This window comes from Herbidospora mongoliensis, from assembly GCF_001570545.1.
Taxonomy (GTDB): domain Bacteria; phylum Actinomycetota; class Actinomycetes; order Streptosporangiales; family Streptosporangiaceae; genus Herbidospora; species Herbidospora mongoliensis.
The window spans coordinates 1-24,312 of the sequence record NZ_BBXD01000032.1; the positions used below are offsets into that span (position 1 = coordinate 1).

Genomic DNA, 24,312 nt, shown 5'->3' on the forward strand with positions numbered 1-24,312 from the left:
CCCAAGGGCCGGACCTGGGGACGACGCGGGATCACCCCGGTGGTGGCGGTGACCGCCAAAGGCGGCGGCCGGATCTCCATCGCCGCGCTGGTTGCGGTCAAACCGGCTGACCCGGCCGCTGGAGCCAGGCTGATCTACCGCACCCGCCCCTATCGCGGACGCAAAGGGGAGCCGAAAGGGTTCGCAGCCGCCGACTACGCGGCCCTGTTCGACGCGGCGCATCAACAACTCGGCGCGCCACTGGTGGTGGTGTGGGACAACCTCAACACCCACCACTCAGCACGGATGCGCGAGCTGATCGCGGCCCGCCCGTGGCTGACGGTCTTCTACCTGCCCGCCTACGCGCCGGAGTTCAACCCCGTCGAAGCGGTCTGGGCCCACATGAAGAAATCCCTGGCCAACCTGGCCACCCGCAACCAGGACCAACTCCTCGCGCTGGTGAAGAGCCGGCTCAAACGCATGCAATACCGCCGCCGCATCCTCAGCGGGTTCATCGCCAAGACCGGCCTGGACCCCCACCTCTCATAACCTCAGCCATTAAGGCTCTCTACACATGCACGTGAACACGTGCGTTATCGGATCAGGTGGGTGGAAGAACTGACCGGCAAGAACCTGACGACGATGGCTGACCACGTGGATTTGTATTTGGCACTACGGGCCTCTTAGCAAGAAGAGGGCCGCACAAGGCCGACGGCGTTCGATGGGGGCCGATAGTCGCCAACTATTTGGCGGGCTGGCGCAGAAAGGGCTCATCGCGATCATCGCGATGAGCCCTCCTTTGCATGGGAGCCAAGTATATCGGAATCCTGATTGCGTTATCTATTGATAGAGTTTCTCTCAATAGAGATTTATGTTATTTGCGCAGTCTCCGCCTGTCGTAGAAAACGTAATGGAGCGCCAGTAAGTCTGCACTTCTGGACGACTTGTTACTTTTGGGCTCCAGTAGTCAAACGCTATCTGCAAATCCGCGACGAAACCGCCCAGATCTTTTGCGAAGCAGGTGTCGGAGGGCCACAGTTCATCGCTTCCCGCCCTCGGATTGAGCTTGCCTAGGCCGTCTCTGGTCATTCGCCAACCATCTGCCGTCGCCTTAGCCGTATAGAAGGCCAGGACGTCACGCGGTGAACCGTGAAAGCTGTATGGGCGCTGTACCTCTCCTATGATGTCGTCGTCGAGACAGGCGGGCTCCATGGATCCTGCCGACTGGGGAGTAGCCCCGGCTGGCGCCATGTCAAGAATGGGCTCTCGCAGAACCCGCTCCATCATGAGCTCGGTTGGGTCTTCGATGCAGGAAAGTCCGGTGACACTGGCCACGATCCCGCACCCTGGCGTCATCGCCAGCATGATGGCCGCCAAAATCGGCGGCCAGATTTTACACCTTCCCATGGAGTTTCCACTGCGAGATGTCCGTGTCGGGATATCCGCTCTTCTTCCAGATCTCGTAGCCCTTTTCCAGCTCATAGTAGAATTTACTTCGATCTACCACGTACCAAGTTTTTAAGAGGTTTATTCCGTAGTCTTTGACGAATCGATATCCGGCCACGTTAGCCTTCATGTCCTTTTGGTAGTCTTTACTGTTTGGATCTTCGCCCTTCTCGTGAGCCATCAGCATGGACTTGGCGTCATTAAAACTAAGCATGACAAATAGGCCGCCCGAGAGCATGAAGTGCCGTTTTAGGCCATCGCCACCCGTTTTGCTGTCGGGTATGTCGGGCCGAGTTCCTGACTTGAGATAAGAGTTGATGATCAGGTCGACGATGACGCCGCACGTTACTGGCCCATGCGAGACGCACTGCTTGACCCCGGTCATGGTTTTCCTGATCTTGGCGACCCAGCCGGGCTCCTTCGCCTGGGTGGACGATGGCGCTGGCAACGCTCCACTCGGCGCATGTTCCCTGAAGGCGGCGTCCGCTGCCGTCAGCACTGCCCAGAGCATCTCGACGTCGGCCAATGACAGATCGTCGTCGTAGTAGTCGGTCATGAACTTCTCGCGGAGATGTTTGTACTGGTCATTCCAGAAATACTTAGGTGCCGGACGGCCAGTCCACAGGAAATTGCCCATCTTCGCGACTTCATCGTTGAGTTGTGGCTGCCGGCTCTTGAACTCCGGAGACGCCATGTAACTCGTCCACCATCGTGCGTGGGCGTCCGTCTCGGTGCAGGTGCCACCGGCGCAGAGATATCCGGCCTCGGGATTGCTGTTGAGGGACACCTCCACCCTGGGCATGTCCACGGGGTAGGCGGAGTGGCCCGTGGGGTCGATGTGGTTGGTAGGCGCGCCGTTGGCGTAGCCATAGCGGTTGGCCTGAATGGAGGGTGTCGCCGGAAGGGTTGCGGAGTCACGGCTGAGGAAGGTGCCGGAGGAGGGCTGGTACCAACGGGCCGCCATGTTGGCGGCGCCGCCGTCCTGGTCCGTCCACGCCGACTGGTATCCCAGTTCGGGGCGGGTTCCGCTGCTCGTGACGACGGCGCCGAACGGATCGTAGGCCGTGGATCCGGAAAGCGTGGCGGCCCCGGAGGTGAAGCCAGCGACCAGGTCGCGGTGCCGGTCGGTCAGCTGGAACTGTGCGGGCGCCCCGCCGGTCTTGCTGGACAGCAGCCCGCCGTCGGAGGTGCGGCTGTAGATCTCCCGTGCCACTCCGGCCGCGTTGGTGATCGACGCGAGATCGTTGGAGGTATCCGAGTAGACGAACTTGGTGACGTCGGCTGCCTCGGTGCGTGTGGCCAACCGGTCGAGCGCATCGTATGCGTACGAGACGGCACCGTTGGTGATCATGCGGTTGAAGGCGTCGAAGGTCGAGGCGGTGGTGACGCCGTTGGAGGTCGCGGTGGCCAGAGTGCCACGCGGTGTGTGGGTGTAGTCGGTGCCTGCGCCCGATGTGAGCCTGTTCCGCTCATCGTAGGTGTAGTTCTGGCCGTCGGCCTGAGTACGGTTACCTGAGGCGTCCCAGGCGTAGGTGGTGGTGACCGAATCTGGGTCGGTCCACGAGGTCAGCCGTCCGGCATGGTCATAGCCGTAGGTGTTGGTCCCCGCGCCTGCGGTACCCGTTGTGGTTTTCGAGGTCAGGCGATCTTCGTTGTCATAGCCGTAAGCGATGGACGCAAGGCCCGCACCGGCTCCGGTGTTCAGGGTGTCGGAGACGACCCGGTCGAGATCATCGTAGACGTAGGTCCGTTGCGGACCCCCGGTGCCGTAGGCGACCGTGCTGGGCCGGTTGGCGTCATCGTATCCGTAACTGACCGTCACACCCGTCAGAGGATCGACGGTGGTGGTCAGGCGGTCGCCGCCGTCCCAGGTGAACGAGGTCAGACCTGCGGCGTTGCTCCGCTGGATCATTCGGCCGTTGGCATCGTAGGCGAACGTGGCCTGGTCTACGCCGGCCTTGGTGGCCTTCAGGAGGTCACCCCGGTCATTGACACTGAAGGTCAGGTCACCGGCCGACGTGATACGACCGGCCAGATCGTAGCCGAAGGTCTTGGTCGTAGTGGGGGCCGAACCGCCACCACTTCCGATCTGTTCGGTGGGACGGTTGAGGTTGTCGAAGGTTCGCGTGATGGATACCCCGCCCGGTTGCAGCTCGGAAATCGGATTGCCGGCGGCGTCATAGCTCGTGATCCAGGTCCGATCACCCAGATTGGGGTGCTGGGCGGTGGCGGGTTCGGTCACCGACTCGACCAGGCCCAGGGTGTTGTAGCTGGTGACGGTGGTGTTACCCCTGCCGTCGGTGTAGCGAGTCGGCGCGCCTACGGCGTCATAGCCGAAGGACGTGGTGATCGACGTCGTGGGGGAGACGGGTTCCACCAGCTGGGCGATCCGGCCAAGCGGGTCATAGGTGGCGCTTCTGGTCCGGCCTTCGGCGTCCACGATGGCGGTGGGATTGCCATCGGGGTCCAAGCTCATGGAGCGGGTGCGCAGGATGTTGTCGGCGTCGTTCAGCTCATTGACCCCGACCGGACGGCCAGCCAGATCGTAGATGGTTGTGCTCTGGTTGCCGAGCGGATCGGCGACCGAGGTCTGACGGCCGGCCAGGTCGTAGCCGAACTCGGTCGTCTTCCCAAGTGGATCGGTCAGCGAAGTGATCTCACCGAAAGCGTTGATGTCGGCTTCCGCTACGTCACCATCAGGGCGCTGTTCGGTGAGGAGGTTGCCGGCATCGTCGTACGTGGAGCGGCTGACAAGCACAGCGGTGGTGGGCTTACGCTCGATCACGGTCGCAGTGGTCTGGCGGCCGAGGTCGTCGTAGGTGGCCTCCTTACGAGCGCCAGATGGGTCGGTGATGGAGAGAAGCTCTCCATTCATCGTGTAACCGAAATCGGTGTGACCGGGCGTTGCTCCCGTGGTGGCGGGAGGCTCGATCACTCGGACGAGTCTTCCCAGGTCATCGTATGTGTGTGTGATGACCTGCCCACGCGCGTCGGTGAGGCTCACCGGACGTCCGGTGTCGTCGTAAGTCACGCTCGCTGTGGGTGTGACGACGGTGCCGCCGGGACGGGCGTAGGCGGGGGAAGCTATGGAAGTGGAGCGTCCGGCCTTATCGAAAGCCGTGATGGTGGTGCGGCCTTCGGCGTCGGTGATGTGGGTCTGCTCGCCATAGGTGTTGAAGGCATAACGGGTGGTCGGCTGCTGGGCGACCGGGGCAGTTCCATTCCGTTCGACGTGGACAGAGGGTTGCTTCCGCTCGATCAGGCGACCGGCCCCGTCGTATCGGAATGTTGTGGTGTGACCACCTGGTGAGGTTATTTGCGTTGGATTGTTCCGGTCGCCGTAATTCATTACCGTGACCAGATCGGTGGAGCCGTTCTCGACGGTCTCCTTCGTCGTGCGGTTGGCGGCGTCGTACTCGTAGGTGGTCACCTCGGTCCGCAGGTCGCCCGCGCCGGTCTTCGTGACGCCGGTGACGTTGTCATTGCCGTCGTAGGCCAGTGTCGTCTTCCTGGCCAACCCAGCCGGGTCCACGGTGCTGGATGTCAGGCGGCCCGACTCGTCGTTCTCGTAGTCGGCGCGGGTCTTTCCGCCACCCGTGGTCACTCGGGTCGGATTGCCGGCGGGGTCGTACAGGTAGGACTCCAGCACCACATCACGAGGTGTGGTGGACTCGTTGAGCCGCGCGTTATCGGCGATCTTCTCCGCGAGGAGGTCGTCGGCGAAATAGGTGTACCTGGTGGTACGCCCCATCGCGTCGGTTTGTGAGGACAGACGTCCGTTGTTGTCGTAGGCGAAGGACTGCAAAACCACGTCGGCGGCCGGTTGCGGCGCGACCGGGCTGCCGGTCCAATCCTTCAGGACCTCGGCGGCCAACTGTCCACGAGGTGTATAGGTGTAGACGTGCTGTGCCCCGACCTCGTCGATCGCCAGCACCTGAGCGCCCTTGTGGTTCCAGGCGTACTCGCGTGCTCCGCCCTCCGGGTTAGTCGCCGTCTCGACGCGACCGTAGTCGTCGTAAGTGAGGGTCGTCTGCCGTGTCGCGTCGCCGCCAGTAAGGTCGCTCACCACCTCGGTGAGCGGTAGGCCGTCGGGGTCGTAGGTGTAGGTCGTCCGCCGGGTGTGGGTCACATTCGTGACCTCGTTCTCGATGTCCGGCTCGGTCCGGGTGGCGATGCGACCCCGGGCGTCATACGTGATCGTTGTGGTGAGCCCGGCGGGGAAGTCGTCGGAGACTTCGATCTCCGCGGTCTTCCGTCCGATCGCGTCGTAGGCGTACGTCGTCACCAGGCCCGTCGGGCTGGTCGACTCGGCCAGGTCACCCGAGGCGTTCTGGCGGTAGGTCCGTTCGCCGCCCTCCGCATCCGTCGCTTTCTTCGGCAGGCCCGCTGGCACCGTCCCGCCGCCGACCGCCGCTTCCGTGCCATCGGTGTACGTCAGCGTCAGCCTGGGTCCGTCATCCGTCGGGCGCGTTTCCGAGGTCATCTCACCGTAGGCGTTGTATTCCCAGGTCGTCGCGTAGGTGTCGTCCGTGGCACTCGCGGAACGGGCATCCCGGCGAACCTTGGTCTTGTCGTTGCGCGGGTCGAACTGGCCTTCGTGCTCCTCGTACTCAAACCACTCCCAGGCGCAGGTGCCCGCGGTCCGGCAGGAGTTGCGGCCGACCAGGTTGCCGCGGGGGTTGAACTGCTGCTGGGTGACGTTGCCGTTCCGGTCGGTGATCTTCGAAAGGTATCCGCCGGTGTCGTACTCATAGCTTGTGGTCTTGTTGAGCTGGTCCTTGGCCGAGATCAGCCGGGAGCCGCGCCACGGGTCGGTGACGTAGACGAGGGTTCCGTCGTGGGGGTCGGTGACCGTGGTGGTCTGGGTCGTCTGGGTGTCGGAGACCTCGGCCTCGACGGGGTTGGACAGTTCCCACTGGCCGCCGTCGTTGTCGGTGTGGGTGAGCAGGCGGCCGCCGTCGGCGCGGTAGGTGTTCTGCGCCCAGACGCGGCCGGACGGTGTGGTGATTTTGGTGATCTGGCGGCGGGCATTCTTGGTGGTCCAGTGGGTCTGGACCTCTTCGGTGCTCAGGTGTTTGCCGTAGAGGGCGAACTCGTCGATGTCGCCGTCGAAGCCGAACACTCCGCTGGTGCCGGTGGTGTTCGGCCAGCTCGCGGAGCCGAAGCCGGAGCCGATGCGGGCGTCCCACTGGCCCAGGTGGCCGATCTGTGCCGACAGCGAGCCGACGAGCGTCCCGTCGAGGTAGAGGCTCTGGGTGTTGCGCGCTCCGGCCAGGACCACGTGGTGCCATTGGCCGTCGTTGACGGTTCCGGTGGTGGTGATCGGGGCGACGGTGCCGGTCCAGAACTGGCCGCGGAGTTTGCCGTCGGTGCCGACGTAGATCGCCGGGGTGTAGGAGGACGGGGTGGCGCCGGCCGAGTTCTGGTAGCCGAAGATCGTGCCGGATCCGGTGGTGCGGAACCACGTCTCCAGGGAGACGTCACCGCCCTGGCCGTTCACCGCGCCGGAGGGCAGCGACACATACGACGACCCGGCCGCGCCTTCGAAGCGCATCGCCTTGTCGGTCGTTTCGGCCAGCGGGGCCGTGATGCCGGTCGAGGCGTCGGCGAGCGAGCCGGCGAGTTTCGCGTGTCCCACTCGCCAGACCGCGCTGACCTCGTTGGCCACCGAGGTGCCGAGCGCGTTGGCCGTCTCGTTCAGGCGCCAGTAGCCGCGCGGGCTCGAGTCCATGACCGCGCTGCGGTAGCGGGAGTCGTTGCCGTACTCGTAGGTGGTGCACTGCGTCCCGGCGCCGGGGGCGCAGACCTTGGTGAGCAGGTCGCCGCTGTAGGTGTAGGTCCAGGTGAGGGGGGTGCCGGTGGTGCCGCCCGTCCCGCCGCCCGTCCCGCCGTTGGTGACGTTGAGGTCGTCGATGGTGATGACCACGGGGGCGTTGGTGGAGGTGCCGGACAGGTAGGAGCCGAAGCCGACGCCGCCCGCGGTCTGGAGTGCGGCGGTGCTGTCGGTCGCGGTGACCTGCCAGCTGGCCGGTTCGGTGCCCGAGGCGGCCCAGATCTTGGCCTGGACGGTGGTGGGGGAGGTGCCGCTGGTCTTGACCCGCATCTTCAGCGGGGTTCCAGCGGTGTAGGTCAGGCCCGGGACGGTCACCTCGGAGACCAGCAGCGTCTCGGCCTGGGCGTTGTCGACGCGGCTGGCCGCCAGCACGACCGAGCCGCCCGACAGCAGGCGCGCGCGGGCGCGGTAGTCGCCCTGGCCGGTGACGCTGCGTCCGATGCCCCACAGGTAGATGCCGTTACCGGTGGCCGCTTTGTCGCTGCTGACGGTGAAGGTCACATCGGAGGTGGTCAGCGCCGGTGCCGACAGGTAGGCGCGCCGGTTGGCGCCGGTGGCCGGCAAGGTCAGTTTGGCGGCGCCGCCGTCGACGCTGTAACTGGCGGCCGTGCCCGCCGTGGTGTACGCGCCGCCGATGTCGGCTGTGCCCAGCCCGCCGGTCACCGTCCGGGTGAAAGCGTCCGAGGCCGACGCCGGAGGGGTGACGGTCCCGCCGACCGGGTCGGTGGAGGCGGAGGTGATGTGGCTGCCGGTCCAGGTGAAGTTGAGCGAGCGGCCGCCGGTCGCGGTGACCTTGGTCAGCTTCCCTGCGGTGTAGGTGAGGGTCTGGCTGCGGCCTCGGTGGTCGGTCACCTGGGTGAGGCGGCCGACCGAGTCGAACCAGTAGGAGGTGGAGTCCTTGTCCATGAGGCGCCAGCCGCCGCCCGGCTGGGTGGCCAGGGTGGCGTACATGCCCTCGGGTGCGGCGTAACCGCCGTCGGGTTTCTCCGCGAAGCGCCACTGCCGGCCGTCGGGATAGGTGATCAGCACGGTGTTACGTCGCGGTTCGTTCACCAGGCGGGTGTCCCAGCGGGACGTCCAGCCCGCGCCGAACGCCCCGTCGGTACGGGGGTCCAGGCTGTTGTAGGTGCGTGTGACCGACAGCGGCGGACCGGCGGCCGGGATCGACACGTCGGTGGCGGCGGTCGTGTAATTGCCGGTGACGTGGTCGAACTCGCGGCCGTCGGTGCCTGCGGCGAGCAGCGAGTTGATCGTCGCCTGCTCCGGGGTGGTGGTGAAGGTGCGCCACGGCGAGGTGGAGGTCGTGACGCTGGTCGCGGCCTGGGAGTACCACCAGTAGGTGCGTCCCCACTTCAGCTTGTTCGCCGGGACGGTCCACGCGCCGCTCAACCAGGTGGAGTCCTCACACCAGTCCCAGTCGCCGGGTTCGCCCTCGCAGATCTGGTACCAGTAGTTCGTCGCCGCCTCGCCCGGCGCCTTGGCGTAGGCCGACAGGGCGGGGGTCAGCGAGCCGACCTGGGTGTTGTCGATGGGCTGGTAGGACACGAAGCTCAGCGACCCGACCGCCATCGCGGTGACCTGCGCCGAGGTCCACGACGACCAGGACGAGGTGTTGGAGCCGTCTGAGGCCCGTGCCCGGTATTGCATGGTCTGCCCGTCGGAGAGGTAGCCCGAGGGCACCGCGACGGTGGCCGTGCCGCCGGAGGCGACGAGACTGGCGGTGTCGGACCAGACCGTGGTGCTGCCCACCCGGACCTCGAAGTCGGCGCTCAGCGTGCCGCCGTCGGGGTCGGTGAGCGGAGCTGAGATGACGGGGGTCTGAGAGGTGATGGTCCCGCCGTTGGGGGCCGCGACGCGGGGCGCGACGATCGGGGTGGGGACCGCCGGGGCGGAGCCGAACGCGTAGGTGATCGACAGGACCGGCTCGATGCCGCTCTCCTCCGACCGCAGCGTCTGGACCGCGGAGGCTGAGGTCTTGCTGAGCTGGAAGCCGTAGTTGTCCGCCCCGTCGGCCCACGCCTGAACGATGGAGGCCACGTTGAACCGTGAATAAGGACAGGCGGCGTTCGAGCTGGTGGCCGACCCGGTGCTGGTCGCAGTCGGCTGGTTGTTCCACGTCGTGCTGAAGGAGAAGTTGTTCGTCAGCCGCTTGGCGGTCATCGTGGCGCAGGGGGACAGCAGATGGGCGACCTCGAGCGTCGCCGCCGTCACCGTGGCGTCCCACAGATTGGGCAGGTCGAACTCGATCAACGACCGGTAGCCCCAGCTGCCGTTCGACGACTCGCCCACCTCCAGTTGGGTCATGCCGTCGTGTGTGGTGTTGGCAAGGTTCTTGTGTACGTAGGTGTCCATACCCGACCACCGCGTGATCGTGGGGTCCACCGTGACCGGATATTCCGTGTCCGGATCGGCCAGGAATTCCGGATCCGGCTCGAGAACCAGGCTCTGACGCCCGCCCTCCTCGACGATCGTGGTGTCGATCTCCGCGACGTCGCCGTGATCCCCTTCATCGCCGGACGACTCGTACATGAACGGTTTGGCCGCGCGCGCGACGACCTGGCCGGCCGCGGATGTCACGTCGAGACCACCGCCGGCGTTCTCGGTCAGGACGAGCCCCTTGCCCTCCACGTCCATGCTGACCCTCACTGGCCCGTCGGGCCGCTCACGCAGGACGACATCTTGCGTGAACCCTCCCGGGCGCATGGTCAGGACCAGGTCGGCGTTCTCGCCCGCCGCGTCGACGTAGGTGGCCTTGTTCCCCTTGACGACCGGCTTCGGCAGCGGATCTGGCCAGGTGAAGTCCACCGACTCGCCGCCCTCCAGGCTCATCCGGGCCAGCGGCGCCGCATCCCCGCCTGCGGAGAACTCCACGTCGGCCTTGCCCGCCTTGGCGCGCAGCACCTTGTCACCGCTGACCAGGGAGGTGTCGACGGGGACCCAGTCGCCGTCCTGCTTGACCCGGTTGATCCCGGTGCTCATCTCGGTGGTGAAAGTGCCGTCCGCGTTGGCGTAGGTGAGCGACGACTCGGTGGTCGCCGAATCGACCAGCACGCGGTCGCCGGTCTTGCGGGCTTCGGTGCTCGCGGCCGGTCGGTCGGCGTCAAGGCTGCTCTCGGCCTCGGCGGTCCCGGCCAGTTCCTCAGGTAGTGGAGGTGGCTTCAGCAGTCCGCCCGTCGCGGGCTGGCCCGAGCTGTTGTGCCGGGTCTCGCGCGGCAGCGCGTCACCCGGAGCCTTGGGGTCCTGCTCGACCGGCTCGGCCGCGAGGCCGGTGGCCGCCGGGCCGGTCAGGTGGGCCCGGCCGGCCGCGGTCCCGGACAACTGCTCAGGTGGGTCGACACCCACACCCGTGCTGTCGGACCAGGTGAGGACAGGTAACCCGGTCGAGGCCGCCGCGGTTTGCCCGGTGACGAAAAGCAGCCCGGGAAGGCCGGCTGTAATTAGGAGAATCGTCCGGACCTGAAAAAGGGCGCGCGAAAGCCTAGGCGCGAATGGGGGCATGGAAAGAGCACGCTCCGATGTCGGGGGCACACAGGGACTTTCCTGCTGCTCCCTTCGCGCCCGTCGCGAGTGGAGCGATCTACGCCGAGGACATTACGTCAGAGATCAACAAGTAGCAAGATTGTTTTTTATGGCCGCCTTATTTACTGTGATGTACGTGCCGCAGCCGAAATCATGTACTCACAGTCAGCGTCCGGTAACAAAAGAATCGCTGCGTTGGTGCGTGCCGCGATTCTGACGTTCAGGCCTCCGACCAGGAGGGCAGCTCCGGCGTCCGTTCCTCTTCGGGTACGGGATGACGCCTGCTGGGCGGGCGCTCGGGGTCAGGGTAATGAGTGCGCTCGCTCAGACCTCTGGGGCGGTGATGGTGGACAGGATCGAGTGACCGAACGCCAGGCCCAGCAGGTATTACACCTGCTCGCGTAATTCGCAACTTCCCGGCAGGCAGCGGCGGTGGCCTGGTGCGGCAAACAGTCTGAATGGTCGCGTTGCCTGCCAGCCCGGTGTCGCTGAGCTTTCTGGTTAAGAACCAAAGGCCTGCCGTATGGCGGGGTTCTTCGGCATTCCACACCGCCTCGATCGCCATTCTCGCGGTCACTTACCGTCGTGGAGCGGTGGCGAAGGTGAGCAGCCGCCGACCGATGACGGCCAGAACCAGGGCCAGGGCGGCGTGGTCAGCCCGCCCAGGTGATCGAGTAGACCGTGATCGTCTTCGTGGTGTCGTTGACGGCGAACGAGATCAGGCCGACGCCCCCGAACGCCTGCTCACGGAACGCGGGATCTTCCGGGTGGGCGACGCCACGGTGATGCGGGTCGGCGCCGATGACGGCCAGTTCGTCGAGCAGGGCGACGAACGCGCGCTCAGGCAGGCCCGGGATCTGGGAGCTGGCGGCCGCGTGGAAGTTGATCTCGTAGGTCACGGCGCCTGACGGCTCGCGCGGTCGGCCATATGCTCAGCCCAGCCGGGGATGACCTGTTCAGCCGGGACGCCCGCGTTGCCGGCCGCGACGTCGGCCCGTGCCGCCTCGTAGCCGGGAGCGGCGTAGGTGACGGCCCGCAGGTGCCACAGGTTGAGCACCTCGGCCAGGTGACGCCACCGCCAGGTTTCGTGCGCGGCCGCGACCATGGCCGCCCGGTACTCGGCCAGGAACACGCCGTGGAGGCGCTCCGGCAGCCGGGCCAGCATGGCTGGCGAGGGAGCACCCGATCTCGGGGTGTCGGTAAGACTGGTGCAACCAGGTGCATGCGTTGGCGTTATGCCTGCTCAGCGCCTCGTCAGCGAAGGGCGCCGACCTACAGAAGGCACGTTCTTTCTGTGAGCTCAGCCCGACTGAGCTGGGCGAACGTGCTCGTTTGGGCCTGTGACAGCAGGGCTGTGAGTTCGTCCCGTTCCTGTCTCAGCGCGCGAAGGTCCTCCACGAAGGCACCGCGTTCCTCCCTCAAGGTGCGGCGCAGTTCAACCACGACCCGCCGCAGCCGGGCGGCCCTGTCGCTATGAGGCTCCTGAAGCTCCCCGACATCCGGCCACAGCCGCACCGTCGGGTCGTCGCTGGTGGTGGCGAGCAGGTGTCCGCCGGGTGCGATAACGGATGTAGTCAACGGTCACGATCGCCTCTGTGGGGTTCGGTTCGGCCCACGGTACGCGGCGCCTCAGAAGGTGCCGAAGTAGCGGTCCCACCAGCTGGGGCGCCCCGAACGCACGGCGGTCGGCCCGTCGTAGTCGCTCGTGAGAAGTTCCTCCGGGACGACCACGTAGCCCAGTTCGGTGAGCGCCCGTTCGACTTTCGCGAGATCCCCGGCGTCGAGCGCCCCCTCGTCGCGTGCCTCCCGCGTACCGAGGAAGGCACCGGGGTTGTCGGCCGCCACGAAGGCCAGGGAGCCGAACTTGCTGACCGAGACGACGATCCGCTCCCCGCACACCGTCGCGTGCGCGGGGACTTCGACCCGCCCGTACTCGCTGGAGTCCTGGGTGTCCCGCTCGGCCGGGCAGGAGGCGCCGAAGCCGGCCTTCAGCCTGGCCACTAGGCGCTCGAATAGCGCGCCGGTTGCGTGACGGTCGTAGCCCTTCGGCCATTCGGGCCATTCGGGATCGTCGAGCCGGCGCAACAGCTCTGTCAGATGATCATTCGGGGAGGTCACGTTCGTCGATCACCTGATCGGCGGGCGGAGCGGTGACGACCAGCGGGAACCCCCAGTCGCGGAATCGGGTGTCCTGAGTCATACCGGAATCTAGGTTGCCATGCATGGTGATCGTGGTCCGCAGCCGGGTGGGCAGGCCCTTGGCGTCGGTCCAGAGCCGCCAGCTGATCTTGTCCTTTGCCCAGCGCCCCTTGGCCGTGCCCAGCAGTCCGCGGGTCACGACGCCCTGGTAGGCGTATCCACCGGAAACGGCCTTGCCGGTGATGCCGCGCAGCACAGTGCGCAACATCCGCGTGTCGAGCACGTCGATGGGCTGGCCACTGAAAGCGCCGTCATAGAAGCGGTCCGGCTTCACCCGGATCCACGCCTTGCCGTCGGGGAGATAACCGGGCAGGGCGTGGAGATAGGTGACCTCGCCGACATGGGTGATGTCGTCCCAGTCCATCTCGGCGAGCGAGTTGTGCATCGCGGTCTCGGGCGCGTCCGGCATCAGTTCCGACAGCACCAGGTAATGGGTGAAGGAGTCGTAGGCGACCGGTCCGGAGGGACTTAGCTGCACCTGGCTGCGCGTGCGCCCCAAGGGCTCCTTGCCGTAGCTCGACACGTGGAGCTCAGAGAGGCGCACCCCGTGGCCGTGGCGCAACTGCTTCTGCACGGCGCGTACCGGATCGGGCGGCGCGGCCTGCCCGACCGCGGTGGCGGGCACCGCCACCGCCCCGGCCAGCATCGCGACCACGACCAGGGTTAACCATCGCCTCATGGAGCCACGGCCCTTCCGGAAACGGTGATCTTGCGGAGCGGTCATCATCGCAGACACCGGCAACGAAATTGATCACCATTTGTCGACGATTACGAGCCGAGGCGTCAGACTCAGGGCAACTTCAAGCCGCCCCGCTGACCGCAGGGGTCGTAGACGACGCACATGACCTCACGGTCGCCGCCAGCCCAGGTCTCGGCGGTCGACATAACGAACCCGCAGATCAGAAACCTGCAGAGTCACAGGTCAGAAGAGTGCAGAGTCAATCACACTTCTCTACTCAACATAACTCCGCTTGTGGCGGCCCGAATAATCCAGTAATGGCGAATTCAGTGAACGCTCACGAACCGTCCTGGGACCGGCTGTCGGCGCTTGTCTCCCCGCAACTCGGGCCCAGTAGGCGAGGTTGGGCGCGAGCGGTCAGCGTGCCGGGGTGTCCGGCGCCCAGGACGCGTTCGCGGATGGGCAGCTGCGCGGCGTACTGGTCGCGCGCCCGGGCCGCGTCCCCCGCATGACCAGGCCCCGGCAACGGAAACGTCACGTCTGCCTGCTCTTGAGTAGGGGGCGACTCATGCGCGGGGCCGTTGGGAGAGGGACCTTGGCGGGGAGTCACCTTCGACAGAGGAGAGCACAGTGAGTATGGGAGTGCCGGTGCTCCTGGTTTCCTGACCCTCACAGCGATGGACGCGACAGGATTGCTGGTGCCGGGATGCTGCCTTGCTTCCTGACCCGCACTCCGATCGACGGTGCTGTCTTTCCTCGGATCTGTCGGTGGCCCGGGAGCATCCCGGCGAGGCACTCGCCTCGCCGACGGGTTGTGACCTGAGGAGAGCCTGGCCGAAGGCGTCCCATCACTGTCGTGTCCGCCCCTCCGGCGAGCCGGTGCCGACCTGCGGTACTCAATCCCGCCGAGCCAGGAGGGCCGACATGCCCAGCATCGCATCGATCTCCCGCGTCGTCGTCGGTGGCGTCGACACCCACAAAGACCTGCACGTCGCGGCTGTGGTCGACACCGGCGACCAGGTCCTGGGCGCTCAGTCGTTCTCCACCACCCGAGCCGGCTACCGCGCCCTGCTGGCCTGGATGCGCACCTTCGGCGACGTCCGCCGCATCGGCGTCGAGGGGACCGGCTCCTACGGCGCCGGCCTGTTGCGCCACCTCCAGCAGGCCGGCATCGAGGTGGTGGAAGTCGATCGGCCCGACCGCTCCGACCGGCGCCGACGCGGCAAGGACGACACCATCGACGCCGAAAACGCCGCTCACGCCGCCCTGTCTGGACGCCGCGTCATCACCCCCAAGACCCGCGACGGCATGGTGGAGTCCCTGCGGGTGCTCAGGATCGCCCGCACCACCGCGGTCAAGTCCCGCCGCGTCGCCCTGCAGATGCTCCGCGCCCAGATCATCTCCGCCCCAGAGGAACTGCGTGACCAACTGCGCAACCTCACCCGGATGCAGCTCATCCGCACCATCGCCGCATGGCGGCCCGATCTGACCGCCTTCCGCGACCCGGTCGCCGCCACCCGGATCGCGCTGAAATCGCTGGCCCGCCGCTATCTCGAACTCCACGACGAGATCGCCGACCTCGACGACCTGATCGAGCCGCTGGTGCGCGAACTGGCGCCATCTCTTCTGGAAGCAGTCGGTTTCGGCGTGGAGAACACCGCCCAGCTCCTGATCAGCTGCGGCGACAACCCGACCCGCCCGGGCAGTGAAGCCCGCTTCGCCAAACTCTGTGGCGTCGCCCCGCTGCCCGCCTCCTCCGGACTGCATCAGCGCCACCGGCTCAACCGCGGAGGCGACCGGCAGGCCAACTCCGCGCTGCATCTGGCCGTGGTCACCCGCATCCGCACCGATGCACGGACCCAGGCCTACCTCGCCCGCCGGACCACCGAGGGCAAGTCCAAGTTAGAGATCATCCGCTGCCTGAAACGGTTCGTCGCCCGCGAGGCCTACTACTTGATCAAAAAGGATGCGGATCCGCGGCGCTCAGCCACTTGACACACAGGAGAGCATCGCCGGCAGCCAATACACCTCCTTCGCCTTCACCGCGCATCTGCTCGACGCGAAGATCGACGCCTCGATCGGCACCGTCGGCGACGCCCTAGACAACGCGTTGATGGAATCGGCGATCGGCCTCTACAAAACCGAACTGATCAAACCCCGAAAGCCCTGGAAGGGCCTGGCCGACGTCGAACTCGCCACCGCCGAATGGGTCGACTGGTTCAACCACCAGCGCATCCACACCGCCATCGGCAACGTCCCACCCGCCGAATACGAGACCACCTACTACGCTCAACACCAGCCCCAACCGGCAGCTGGAGTCAGCCCCTTGAGCCTCCACTGATCCCGGACCGCTTCACTCTTCGACGCCTTCGCGGGGCAGCCCGAGGCAGAACGGCTCCAGTTCAGGGCCGGGATCCAACTCTCCACTGGGAAAGCCTGGAAGCTGCTCCACCAGATCGCCGTCGCGGTAGAAGCCGAGGTCGTACAGGCCGTCGATGTCCCAGAGCCAGCGAACCCGCAGGCGGCGCCCATTGACAACACCAAGCCGCGGACCCGAGCTATACGGTACGTAGGCGCCGATCACCATCGACCAGCCGGGACTACACGGCCCGATCCAGACCGCGGGATTGTCGATCAGCATCACGGGCGGATCGGTCATCGCCACCATCGCCTCGCCCAGAACCTGGTCACGCCGTGATCCCGCTCCACCCACAGGCCGCCGAAGCTTTCGCCGAGACCATGCGCCACCAGCAGCTCGTACTGATCGTGTCCCGGCACAGAATTCCTGAGATCGCCCATCACCCCTCCAAGCCTCATCTTCACGCAGCCACATCAGGTAAGCGGTCGGTGCGGGATTGAGATCGTCGGGTTGGTGCGTTCGGCTGGGCCAGGTGTGGGTTTGTGGCGATGATGACGCCATGGCAGCAGTCGGCTCCGGAGAGCCCAAGGCCGGGCAGTCGGCCACCGCCAACCGGATCCATGGAGATCTCACGCAGATCCAGCACGTGGCCGGCGACGTCAACGTCTACACCACCCCCGCGCCGGCTCTGGTGGCCGGGCAGATCGTCGAGGGTGACATCCCGCAGCAGCCTCGCGCCTTTCAAGAGCGTGCCGAACTGCTGGCACGGCTGCATGAACGGGTCGCGTCGGACACGGTGCGGCGGTGGTCGACGCGGTCACCGGCACCCCAGGCGTAGGAAAGAGTCTGCTGGCCGCCTCCTACGCCTGGGCCTGCCAGCAGGCCGGGTGGCCGGTCATCGCCTGGATCACCGCCGAGACCGAGGAGCAGATCGTCACCGGCTTGGCCAGCCTCGCCCGGCGGTTGGACCTCATCGTCCCGGACGAGGACGCGTACGCCGCCGCGGTCAGGGCGCGGGAGTGGCTGTCGGCCGCCCGGCAGCCGGTGCTGCTGGTGTTCGACAACGCCGCGGCTGTGGAGCAGGTACGGCGGTGGTGCCCAGCCACCGGGGCCGCCCGGATCCTGATCACCACCCGCAACCGCGCCTTCCACACCCGGTATGAGGCGGTCGACGTCGGTGTCTTCACCCCCGGGGAGGCGGTGACGTTCCTGCATCAGCGGACGGGGCGCACCACCCCGGGTGCCGCTCAGGTCGCCGCTGAGCTGGGGTGTCTGCCGCTGGCAGTCGGGCAGGCCGGTGCCTACATCCACCGACGCCGCCTGACCTACCCCGCCTACCTGGCCCTGCTACGCGACTACCCACTGGACCGGTACCTGTCACACGCCGCGGACGGATACCCCGCCGTGACCGCGCAAGCCATTCTGCTGTCCATCGACCAGGCCGAACAGACCATCCCCGGCGCGCGGGACTTGTTGGAACTGCTGGCGGTGTTGTCGGAGGCCGGTGTCCCGCGGGCGGTTCTGTACGGCACCTCAGAACCCGAACCCGCCGACGCTGACGACATCGACCAGTTGCTGGCCGATCTGGCCGACACCTCACTGATCAGCTTCAGCGAGGACGGCACCACCTTGCTGAAGCACCGTCTGACCAGCCGGGTCCTGCGCGAACGCGCCCACCACACCACACCAGCCGGCGACGGTGATGGCGACAGCGGTGGCCAAAGCCGCTTGGCCCAGGGGCTCGACGATGCCGTCGACCTGCTGCACCGCTTCAACAACCACATCCCCGACGGCGCCGCCACCTGGGCCGCGCGTGCCGCGGTCGAGATGCTGATGGAGCAGACCACCGCCCTATACACCCTGACCGCCCTCCTGAGGGAACCATCTGAACACTTGCTGTCCTTACGCTCCTGGTGCGGCACGTACCTCAAGGACCTGGACGACCTGGCACGCGCCATCCCGCTGCTCGAGCAGACGCTGGCCGATCGGGTGCGGGTGCTGGGCGGCGACCACCCCGACACCCTGGCCTCCCGCAACGACCTCGCCGGCGCCTACCGGGCGGCGGGGGATCTGGACCGGGCCATCCCGCTGTACGAGCAGACCCTGGCTGACTGTGAGCGGGTGCTGGGAGCCGACCACCCGACAACAAAGATCGTGCGCGGGAACGTACTGGCTGCACGTCAATAGGCCGATACCGACCTTATTTAGAATGGCCATAGTGTGCAGTCGCTGTGTTCATAAGTGACCGCTCAATGCCGCGAAGTTAAGGGTCGTCCCCAGTCGTCAAGAGGCGGGTGGAGGCGGGGCCTGGTAGATCAAGGTGATCCGTCCAGATCCCTTGCCCAGATGCCGAGGTCGCGTTGCGCGGCGCCGGCGGCGAGGTACTCGCGTGTGGTGGCGATCACGACTGCGGCGAAGGCGACCAGGGAGCGCGTCGGGATGTGGGCGTGGGAGTCGGCGTGGTCGGTGGTGTTCTTGTTGGCCCGGGTGTGGCGCAGGCCGATCTCGTGCTGGTAGTTCAGCCGGTCCTGATCCAGCGGGCGGGTGCAGGCGTTGATGATGAAGCGGTCGAATCACGGCTTGGACGCCGCGCCGTATTCCGGGTTTGCCGAGCTGTCCGGATGGCCGAAGTGGGGACGCATGAACGGCATCTCTCCCAGCCGCTCGCGGTAGGCGGTCACCATGTCGTCGGCCTGGTCGGCTGGCACGGCGGCCGCGTCGACCAAGACGCTCTCGTCTTCCTCGGTCAGGTCCACCACGGCCTTGAGGCGCTCCAGGTCCTCCATGGCCCCCGGCGTGGACGCGGCCTCGGAGGTGGCGTAGGTGTAGCCGGGGATCTCCTCGGCCTGCTCGGTCACCAGCTTCGGTGTCGGTCGGTGCTCACTCATGCCAGGCCTCCCACCTGCCGTATCACTCCTCGGGCCCTCCCCACCCTTCCTGTCATCACTCTGGGCATTTCGGATATTTGAACCGTAATCCGGGGACATTTTGATAGCCGTCGAATCGTCGTCGTTTAGCGGGGTGCCAGGGGATGGCTACCGAAGGTGACCGCCGACGACGCGACCTCGCCCTGATCGCCGACCCGCCGTGTGCTGGATCTTGCTTGCCCTGGACGAATCGTCGCGGCTGCACAGCCTGCTCCATCACCGCGCACCATGGACCGCCGCGCCGAAGACTCAGCGGGTTCCGGCGGCGCGTTTTCCTCGTGCACGCGCAGGGTAGATCCACGCCGCGTTGAGACGCTGGGGGAGATCAACCGATCACTGACCAGGTCTTATACCTGTAGTGGACGGCGCCCGGCCGCCGTCTCGGCGATCTCGCGTGAAGTCGGGGGACGGGAACGTGGACAGAGCCGCAGTGATCACTCCCAAGGGTGACGGCAGAATTCTCAGTACGGTCCGAGGCCTACTGGGCCACGAATGAACAGTGTGCTCGACGCGCTGGTCGGCGATCCGGAACGGGCGCTGCTGGCCGCGGTCAAGATGCTGGCGCTGTTCCTCACCGCGGTGGTGGCCTTCAGGCTCACGGGACGGCGCGCGCTGACCGAACTCGCCCCGTTCGACTTCGTCACCGCCGTCGCGGTCGGAGCGCTCATCGGACGGACCGCGACGGCGACCGACGCCTCGTGGCTCGTCGGCGCCGCCGCCCTCTTCACACTGCTGGTCGCCCACGTGGCGGTCGTCTACCTGCGGTTTCTCCCCGGCGTTCGCCAGGTCGCCGATCCGTCGCCGCGTCTGCTCGTCCACGACGGCGTGATCCTGCCCTCTGCCCTGCGCCGCTGCGGGATGACCCGGCCCGACCTGGACATCGTCCTGCGCCAGCACGGCATCACCGAGCTCGCGGCCGTACGCCTGGCGGTGTTCGAACCGAACGGCGCGGTATCCCTCATCACCCGCGCGGAGCATGGCGACCCCGCATGCGGGTGGAACTCGCCCGCCCCGGACATCCCGCCGTTCGGAGGCGATGGGCCGAGCACCTGAAACAGCCGGCCACCGCCGAGCGATGGATGGGCCCTCTCGCTGATCACCGGGGTCACGGCGGCCCAGGCCGTCGAGGACGAGGGTGAGGAAGTGCTCCGGGATGACGCCCGGGTGGCAGGCGAGCACGTTGAGCACCTCCATGAGGTCGCCAGTGCCCCCATCCGAACGCACCGCGCCGTCGGCGCCCAGGTCCAGGCCGATGGGGGAGTGCAGCGCCGCGAGCTCGGATTCCGCGAGGCCGGCCCGGCGGAGGCGGTCCACGCGGTCGGCGTGGGTACGCCGGGATCCCATCGCCCCCACGTAGGCCACGTCGAGCCGCAGGGCGGTCGCCAGCAGGGGATGTCGAACCGGGGGTCGTGGCGAGCACGCACACGACCGCCGGTTCGTTCGTCGACGCGGCGAGCCGGGGCCTCGTCGCGGAGATAGCGGGGCGGCCAGTCGACGACGACGCGGTCCGCGTCGGGAACTGGCGGGGGGTGGTGAAGGCCGGACGGGCGTCGCAGACGGTGACATCGAAGCCGAGGAACGACCCGGTACGGGCCAGGGCGGCGGCGAAGTCGACGGCGCCGAAGATGATCAGGCGGGCTGCGGCGCGTAGGAGATGACGGACAACAGCAGGTCGTCGCCGAGGCGCTGCCCGTCGCGGCCATAGCGGAGCGTGGTGGTACGGCCCGCGGCCAGCAGCCCGCGGACGTCCTCGGCGACCACCTGGTCGAGCCGGTCGAGGCCGAGACCCCCTGCGGTACGGTCCGCCCAGACGACGAGCCTGCGGCCGAATCGGTCGGACCGGTCGGGGCCGACGCAGGTGACGGTCGCGACCGGCACGCCGCCGCGGACCGATTCCGCGACCTCGCCGAACTCGGGAAAATCGGCCCTGCTGACGCGTTCGACGAAGACGTCGATCGTCCCGCCGCAGGTGAGCCCGACGGCGTACGCCTCGTCGTCGGAGACCCCGTACCGCTCCAGGACAGGCGGCAGCAGCGGATCCGACGCGACCCACGAGGCGAGATCGTAGACCGCTCCCTCGACGCAGCCGCCGGACACACTGCCGATCGTCTCGCCCTTCGGGCCGACGAGCAGCGCGGCGCCCGCGGCGCGGGGCGCGGAGTTCCACGTCCCGACCACGGTGCCGACACCGACCGTCTCGCCCGCGCTCCACCAGGCGAGCAGGTCGTCCAAGACCTCCCGCATCGGTCCCCCTACCATCCCGTGGCTATGCCGACACATCCGGGCCAACCCGGTCGTATCGGCTCTCGAAGAACAGCAGCCCGGCGTCGCCGGGTCCGCGCTCGGTGGCCAGCACCGCGCTGATGAAAATCGTGTGGTCGCCGAAGTCGTGGGCGTCGATCAGCTCGCATTCCAGCCAGCCCAGCGCCCCGGAGATCAAAGGAGCACCGGTGTGCGGGCCGGCACGAAATGGGACCCCGGCGAACTGGGTGATGCCGAGTACCCGCCGTTTGTCGGCGAAATGCGCCGCCAGTTCCTGCTGGCGGGCGTCGAGAATGGTCACGGCGAACCGTCGCGCCGCGGTGAGCGCCTCGTGCATCACGGCGTTGTGGGAGATCGAGCACAGGATCGACGGAGGCGTCAGCGACACCGAGGTGAATGCGTTGGCGGTCATCGCGTGCGGGTCCGGCCCGCCGACCGTGATGACGACCACGCCGGTCGCGAACCGCGACATCACATCACGTAGTTCGAAGGGTTGCACACCCGGGACACTGATCTTCGTGGGAGTGGACTTCACGGCATCCCTCTCAGCGAATCGGCACGGCGGCGAATAGCGGGCGACCGGACAGCCGCCTATCGACCAATCAACCAGCCCGCACCGGACGTCGGCCCATTGGGCGGTAATTCGTCACTCACTCTCGAAATTTCCCGCTCCGAATTACCGCGCCGCTACCGGCAGGAGAATGCCTTTCTTGACCGCGAAGTTAAAATGCGTTCTGTTGATGACAATTTCCCTGTCAGAAAAGGATGGGCCGATGCGCGTAGACGCTGAACACGACCTCGCCGAGCCGCACCTGCGTCAGGTGCTCATGTCGGCCGGGCTCGACGTGGAGTATGTCCGGGCCGAGGGCGACATTCTCTACCAGCGCAGCGCCGACGGCACGGAGCGGCCGGTACTCGACCTCGTCGGCGGTTACGGGTCCCTGCTGTTCGGACACAACCACCCCGAGATCGTGGCGCACGCCAAGGCCCTGCTGGACGCGCGGACTCCGGTGCTCGCCCAGTTCTCCGTGCAGTCCGTCGCCAGTGAGGTCGCGGCCGCGCTCAACCGGATCATGCGGCGGGAGCTCGGCACCGACGAGCCGTTCTTCGCCATCTTCGCCAGCACCGGCGCGGAGGGCATCGAGGCGGCGATGAAGCACGCCGAACTCGACCGCGTCCTGCGGATCGCCGACGCGCTGGCCGAGATCGAACAGCACATCGACGGCGCGCTGGCCCGTTTCGGCGACGACATCGAAGTGACCGAGACCGTCGCCCGGATCCGCCGGGTGAACGCCGAGCTGGCCGCCCGGCCGCCGCTGTTCGCCGCCTTGGAGGGCGGCTTCCACGGCAAGCTCGTCGGCAGCCTCCAGCTCACCCACAATCCGGGCGTGCGGACCCCGTTCGGCGCGCTCGCCGCCCAGGCCCGTTTCGTGTCACCGGATCGCTCGGGCAGCCTCAAGCCCCTGGTGGACGAGGCGGCCTCGGCGCGGCTGCTGGACCTGGTCGTCGAGGACGGCCTCGTCCGGACGGTCGAACGCCCCTTCCCGCTGTTCTGCGCCTTCTTCCTCGAACCGATCCAAGGTGAGGGCGGCATCACCCCCCTGACGTCGGAGTTCGTCGAGGAGATTCAGGAGGCTTGCGCGGAGATCGGCTGTCCCGTCATCGTCGACGAGATCCAGAGCGGCATGGGCCGGACGGGCGACTTCCTCGCCGGGACCGCCGTCGGTCTGCGCGGCGACTACTACGTCATCGGCAAGGGCCTCGGCGGCGGCATCGGCAAGTGCGCCGCTCTGCTGGTCCGCCAGTCCCGCTACCGCCCGCAGTTCGAATTGCTGCACAGCTCCACCTTCGCCAAGGACGGATTCTCCAGCGGCATCGCCCTGAAGACGCTGGAACTGCTCGAAGCCGACGACGGCCACGTGTACCGGCGGGCCGCCGAACTGGGTGAGCGGCTGCTGTCGGTGATGCGTGCCCTGCGCGACGACTTCCCCGGCGTCGTCAAGGACGTCCGAGGGCGAGGGCTGATGCTCGGCCTGGACTTCCACGACCAGTCCGGTGCCGCGGCCCCCTCGATCGGCGCGGCCTCGGCGTCCGGGTTCTTCGGCTACTTCCTGTCCGGGTTCCTGCTGCGAGAGCACGCGATGCGCGTCTTCCCGACCGCCAGCGCCGTGAACACCCTGCGCTTCGAACCCTCGATCGGCCTCACCGCCGACCACGTCGACCGCCTGGAGACGGCGCTGCGCGACCTGTGCACCGTCCTGCGCGACCAGGAGGACGGCCGTTTCGCGCCGTCCCCCACCTCATCCGGTACGGCCTAGAAGACCACTGAAGATCTTGTTCGCGTGCGGCGACGTTGCGCGGCCCGCGATTTCTCAGATGGTCGTGGAGGCCAGTGTCCAGGACGCGCTCGTGCGGGTGAGTCCGAGGTTGATCAGGGTTCGCAGGTTGAGCGCGGCGGCGCGGGTGTGGGGCCAGGCGTTGTTCTTGATGGTGCCGACATACCGTAATCGGCGGTTGCCCCGGGCGACGATCCAGGCGATGGCGCGTTCGACCGGGGCCTCCAGCGCCGGTAATCCTCCCGCCAGGCCCGATCGGTGGCGGCGTGGCGGCGGCAAGCTCGTCGTGGTGGGGGCGAGGGTGAGGATGCGCCCGGCTTTGGCAGTGGTGCAGCGCGGGCGCAGCGGGCAGCCGGCGCACAGGCCGGAGAACAACGCCTTGCGCTGCAGGTGGCGGCCTGACGGCGCTGACAGCGGGACTTGGTGTCCGGCCGGGCAGGTCACGGTCCCGGCGGTGGTGTCGATGGCGAAGTCGTCCAGGTTGAACCCGCCGGGCACGGCCGGCCGCAGCGGCGCGGGTTTGATCACTGTGCGATGCCCTGCCGAGGTCAGCGCGTGGCGGCAAGGCCGATACATGTCCGCGAACATCTCCGCCGCAAACAGCGCCTGACGATGCTCGGCCAGGAACGCGAACACGCTCCCCGCCGGGATCAACTCCCGGCAGGTCTGCCACACGTCCGGTCCGACGAGCCCTGCGGCCCACTCACCCCGCACGTGAATCACTTGGGCCTCATTCCGGAAAGAACGGGGCCAGAACACAGGATTTCAGCGGT

At 67.1% G+C, this 24,312-nt stretch carries 19 protein-coding genes and 3 pseudogenes; 8 read left to right on the plus strand and 14 right to left on the minus strand.

Annotation, left to right across the window (positions count from 1 at the left end; all coding sequences use genetic code 11):
• Together AW272_RS39350 and AW272_RS42905 are read left to right on the plus strand one after the other, a co-directional pair.
• On the plus strand, positions 1 to 528 hold a 528-nt coding region (locus AW272_RS39350; RefSeq protein ID WP_218011226.1), incomplete at its 5' end, for a transposase.
• A gap of 60 nt (positions 529 to 588) precedes the next feature.
• A complete protein-coding gene (locus tag AW272_RS42905; protein ID WP_245657970.1) occupies positions 589 to 666 on the plus strand; it encodes a hypothetical protein in 78 nt (25 codons plus the stop codon).
• A gap of 171 nt (positions 667 to 837) precedes the next feature.
• Here AW272_RS42905 and AW272_RS42910 read toward each other — a convergent pair whose 3' ends face one another.
• The 7 genes from AW272_RS42910 to AW272_RS44640 all read right to left on the minus strand — a co-directional run bounded on the left by AW272_RS42910 (position 838) and on the right by AW272_RS44640 (position 14,193).
• The gene (locus tag AW272_RS42910) at positions 838 to 1,314 is read right to left on the minus strand and encodes a hypothetical protein (RefSeq protein ID WP_157519313.1); all 477 of its coding nucleotides are present in this window, start codon (positions 1,312 to 1,314) and stop codon (positions 838 to 840) included.
• A 58-nt stretch (positions 1,315 to 1,372) separates the two neighbouring features.
• Positions 1,373 to 10,576, minus strand: a complete 9,204-nt coding sequence (locus AW272_RS39355; RefSeq protein ID WP_066376231.1) for a DUF6531 domain-containing protein — start codon at positions 10,574 to 10,576, stop codon at positions 1,373 to 1,375.
• Between the two features lie 854 nt (positions 10,577 to 11,430).
• Complete coding sequence (locus AW272_RS39360; protein WP_066376232.1) at positions 11,431 to 11,676, minus strand: hypothetical protein; 246 nt, start codon at positions 11,674 to 11,676, stop codon at positions 11,431 to 11,433.
• A complete protein-coding gene (locus AW272_RS39365; RefSeq protein WP_275527349.1) occupies positions 11,673 to 12,014 on the minus strand; it encodes a DUF6247 family protein in 342 nt (113 codons plus the stop codon). Before AW272_RS39365 ends, AW272_RS39360 begins: the two co-directional genes overlap by 4 nt.
• 392 nt (positions 12,015 to 12,406) lie before the next feature.
• Positions 12,407 to 12,895, minus strand: coding sequence for a hypothetical protein (locus AW272_RS39375; protein ID WP_066376237.1), 489 nt, complete (start codon positions 12,893 to 12,895; stop codon positions 12,407 to 12,409).
• A complete protein-coding gene (locus tag AW272_RS39380; protein ID WP_157519315.1) occupies positions 12,879 to 13,655 on the minus strand; it encodes a hypothetical protein in 777 nt (258 codons plus the stop codon). Before AW272_RS39380 ends, AW272_RS39375 begins: the two co-directional genes overlap by 17 nt.
• Before the next feature lie 337 nt (positions 13,656 to 13,992).
• A complete protein-coding gene (locus tag AW272_RS44640; protein WP_157519317.1) occupies positions 13,993 to 14,193 on the minus strand; it encodes a hypothetical protein in 201 nt (66 codons plus the stop codon).
• A 386-nt stretch (positions 14,194 to 14,579) separates the two neighbouring features.
• On the opposite strand from AW272_RS44640, the gene AW272_RS39385 reads away from it, so the two are divergent.
• The gene (locus AW272_RS39385) at positions 14,580 to 15,650 is read left to right on the plus strand and encodes an IS110 family RNA-guided transposase (RefSeq protein WP_066376241.1); all 1,071 of its coding nucleotides are present in this window, start codon (positions 14,580 to 14,582) and stop codon (positions 15,648 to 15,650) included.
• Positions 15,651 to 15,660: 10 nt separating this feature from the next.
• Positions 15,661 to 15,996 (plus strand): annotated as a pseudogene (locus AW272_RS39390) (integrase core domain-containing protein); the annotation flags it as partial.
• A gap of 12 nt (positions 15,997 to 16,008) precedes the next feature.
• Here the strand turns inward: AW272_RS39390 and AW272_RS39395 are convergent.
• On the minus strand, positions 16,009 to 16,314 hold the full coding sequence (locus AW272_RS39395) for a hypothetical protein (RefSeq protein ID WP_218011227.1): 306 nt from the start codon (positions 16,312 to 16,314) through the stop codon (positions 16,009 to 16,011).
• A 259-nt stretch (positions 16,315 to 16,573) separates the two neighbouring features.
• Between AW272_RS39395 and AW272_RS39400 the strand changes: the two genes are divergently transcribed.
• Entirely contained in the window at positions 16,574 to 16,852 is a 279-nt protein-coding gene (locus AW272_RS39400) for a hypothetical protein (RefSeq protein WP_066376252.1), read from the plus strand.
• Positions 16,819 to 18,201 (plus strand): tetratricopeptide repeat protein, encoded by a 1,383-nt coding sequence (locus tag AW272_RS39405; protein ID WP_066376253.1) that lies wholly within the window; start codon positions 16,819 to 16,821, stop codon positions 18,199 to 18,201. Before AW272_RS39400 ends, AW272_RS39405 begins: the two co-directional genes overlap by 34 nt.
• A 386-nt stretch (positions 18,202 to 18,587) precedes the next feature.
• On the opposite strand, the gene AW272_RS39410 is transcribed toward AW272_RS39405, so the two are convergent.
• The gene (locus AW272_RS39410; RefSeq protein WP_066376255.1) at positions 18,588 to 18,902 is read right to left on the minus strand and encodes a globin family protein; all 315 of its coding nucleotides are present in this window, start codon (positions 18,900 to 18,902) and stop codon (positions 18,588 to 18,590) included.
• Positions 18,903 to 19,433: 531 nt separating this feature from the next.
• Between AW272_RS39410 and AW272_RS39415 the strand changes: the two genes are divergently transcribed.
• Positions 19,434 to 19,994, plus strand: coding sequence for a DUF421 domain-containing protein (locus tag AW272_RS39415; RefSeq protein ID WP_066376257.1), 561 nt, complete (start codon positions 19,434 to 19,436; stop codon positions 19,992 to 19,994).
• Positions 19,995 to 20,231: 237 nt separating this feature from the next.
• Here AW272_RS39415 and AW272_RS46355 read toward each other — a convergent pair.
• The 4 genes and pseudogenes from AW272_RS46355 to AW272_RS39425 all read right to left on the minus strand — a co-directional run.
• Positions 20,232 to 20,285, minus strand: a pseudogene (locus AW272_RS46355) (hypothetical protein); the annotation flags it as partial.
• Positions 20,286 to 20,415: 130 nt separating this feature from the next.
• A pseudogene (locus AW272_RS46210) lies at positions 20,416 to 20,574 on the minus strand (XdhC family protein); the annotation flags it as partial.
• Positions 20,571 to 21,185 carry an XdhC family protein gene (locus AW272_RS45450; RefSeq protein WP_066376260.1) on the minus strand — a complete coding sequence of 205 codons (615 nt, stop codon included), beginning with the start codon at positions 21,183 to 21,185 and terminating at the stop codon, positions 20,571 to 20,573. The pseudogene AW272_RS46210 and the gene AW272_RS45450, both read right to left, overlap by 4 nt.
• 22 nt (positions 21,186 to 21,207) lie before the next feature.
• Positions 21,208 to 21,702: a flavin reductase family protein gene (locus AW272_RS39425; protein ID WP_245657969.1), complete on the minus strand. Its 495-nt coding sequence runs from the start codon at positions 21,700 to 21,702 to the stop codon at positions 21,208 to 21,210.
• 274 nt (positions 21,703 to 21,976) lie between these two features.
• Here AW272_RS39425 and AW272_RS39430 point away from each other — a divergent pair, with 274 nt between their 5' ends.
• Positions 21,977 to 23,521 (plus strand): aspartate aminotransferase family protein, encoded by a 1,545-nt coding sequence (locus tag AW272_RS39430; protein ID WP_066376267.1) that lies wholly within the window; start codon positions 21,977 to 21,979, stop codon positions 23,519 to 23,521.
• A 54-nt stretch (positions 23,522 to 23,575) separates the two neighbouring features.
• Here the strand turns inward: AW272_RS39430 and AW272_RS39435 are convergent, their stop codons facing one another.
• A complete protein-coding gene (locus tag AW272_RS39435; RefSeq protein WP_157519319.1) occupies positions 23,576 to 24,262 on the minus strand; it encodes a transposase in 687 nt (228 codons plus the stop codon).
• Positions 24,263 to 24,312 lie beyond the last annotated feature (50 nt).

Coding starts and splice junctions, on each gene's coding strand:
- AW272_RS39380 (WP_157519315.1), bottom strand. CDS start 13,655: ATGAGGCGATGGTTAACCCTGGTCGTGGTCGCGATGCTGGCCGGGGCG.
- AW272_RS39385 (WP_066376241.1), top strand. CDS start 14,580: ATGCCCAGCATCGCATCGATCTCCCGCGTCGTCGTCGGTGGCGTCGAC.
- AW272_RS39395 (WP_218011227.1), bottom strand. CDS start 16,314: ATGACCGATCCGCCCGTGATGCTGATCGACAATCCCGCGGTCTGGATC.
- AW272_RS39400 (WP_066376252.1), top strand. CDS start 16,574: ATGGCAGCAGTCGGCTCCGGAGAGCCCAAGGCCGGGCAGTCGGCCACC.
- AW272_RS39410 (WP_066376255.1), bottom strand. CDS start 18,902: ATGAGTGAGCACCGACCGACACCGAAGCTGGTGACCGAGCAGGCCGAG.
- AW272_RS39415 (WP_066376257.1), top strand. CDS start 19,434: ATGAACAGTGTGCTCGACGCGCTGGTCGGCGATCCGGAACGGGCGCTG.
- AW272_RS45450 (WP_066376260.1), bottom strand. CDS start 21,185: ATGCGGGAGGTCTTGGACGACCTGCTCGCCTGGTGGAGCGCGGGCGAG.
- AW272_RS39430 (WP_066376267.1), top strand. CDS start 21,977: ATGCGCGTAGACGCTGAACACGACCTCGCCGAGCCGCACCTGCGTCAG.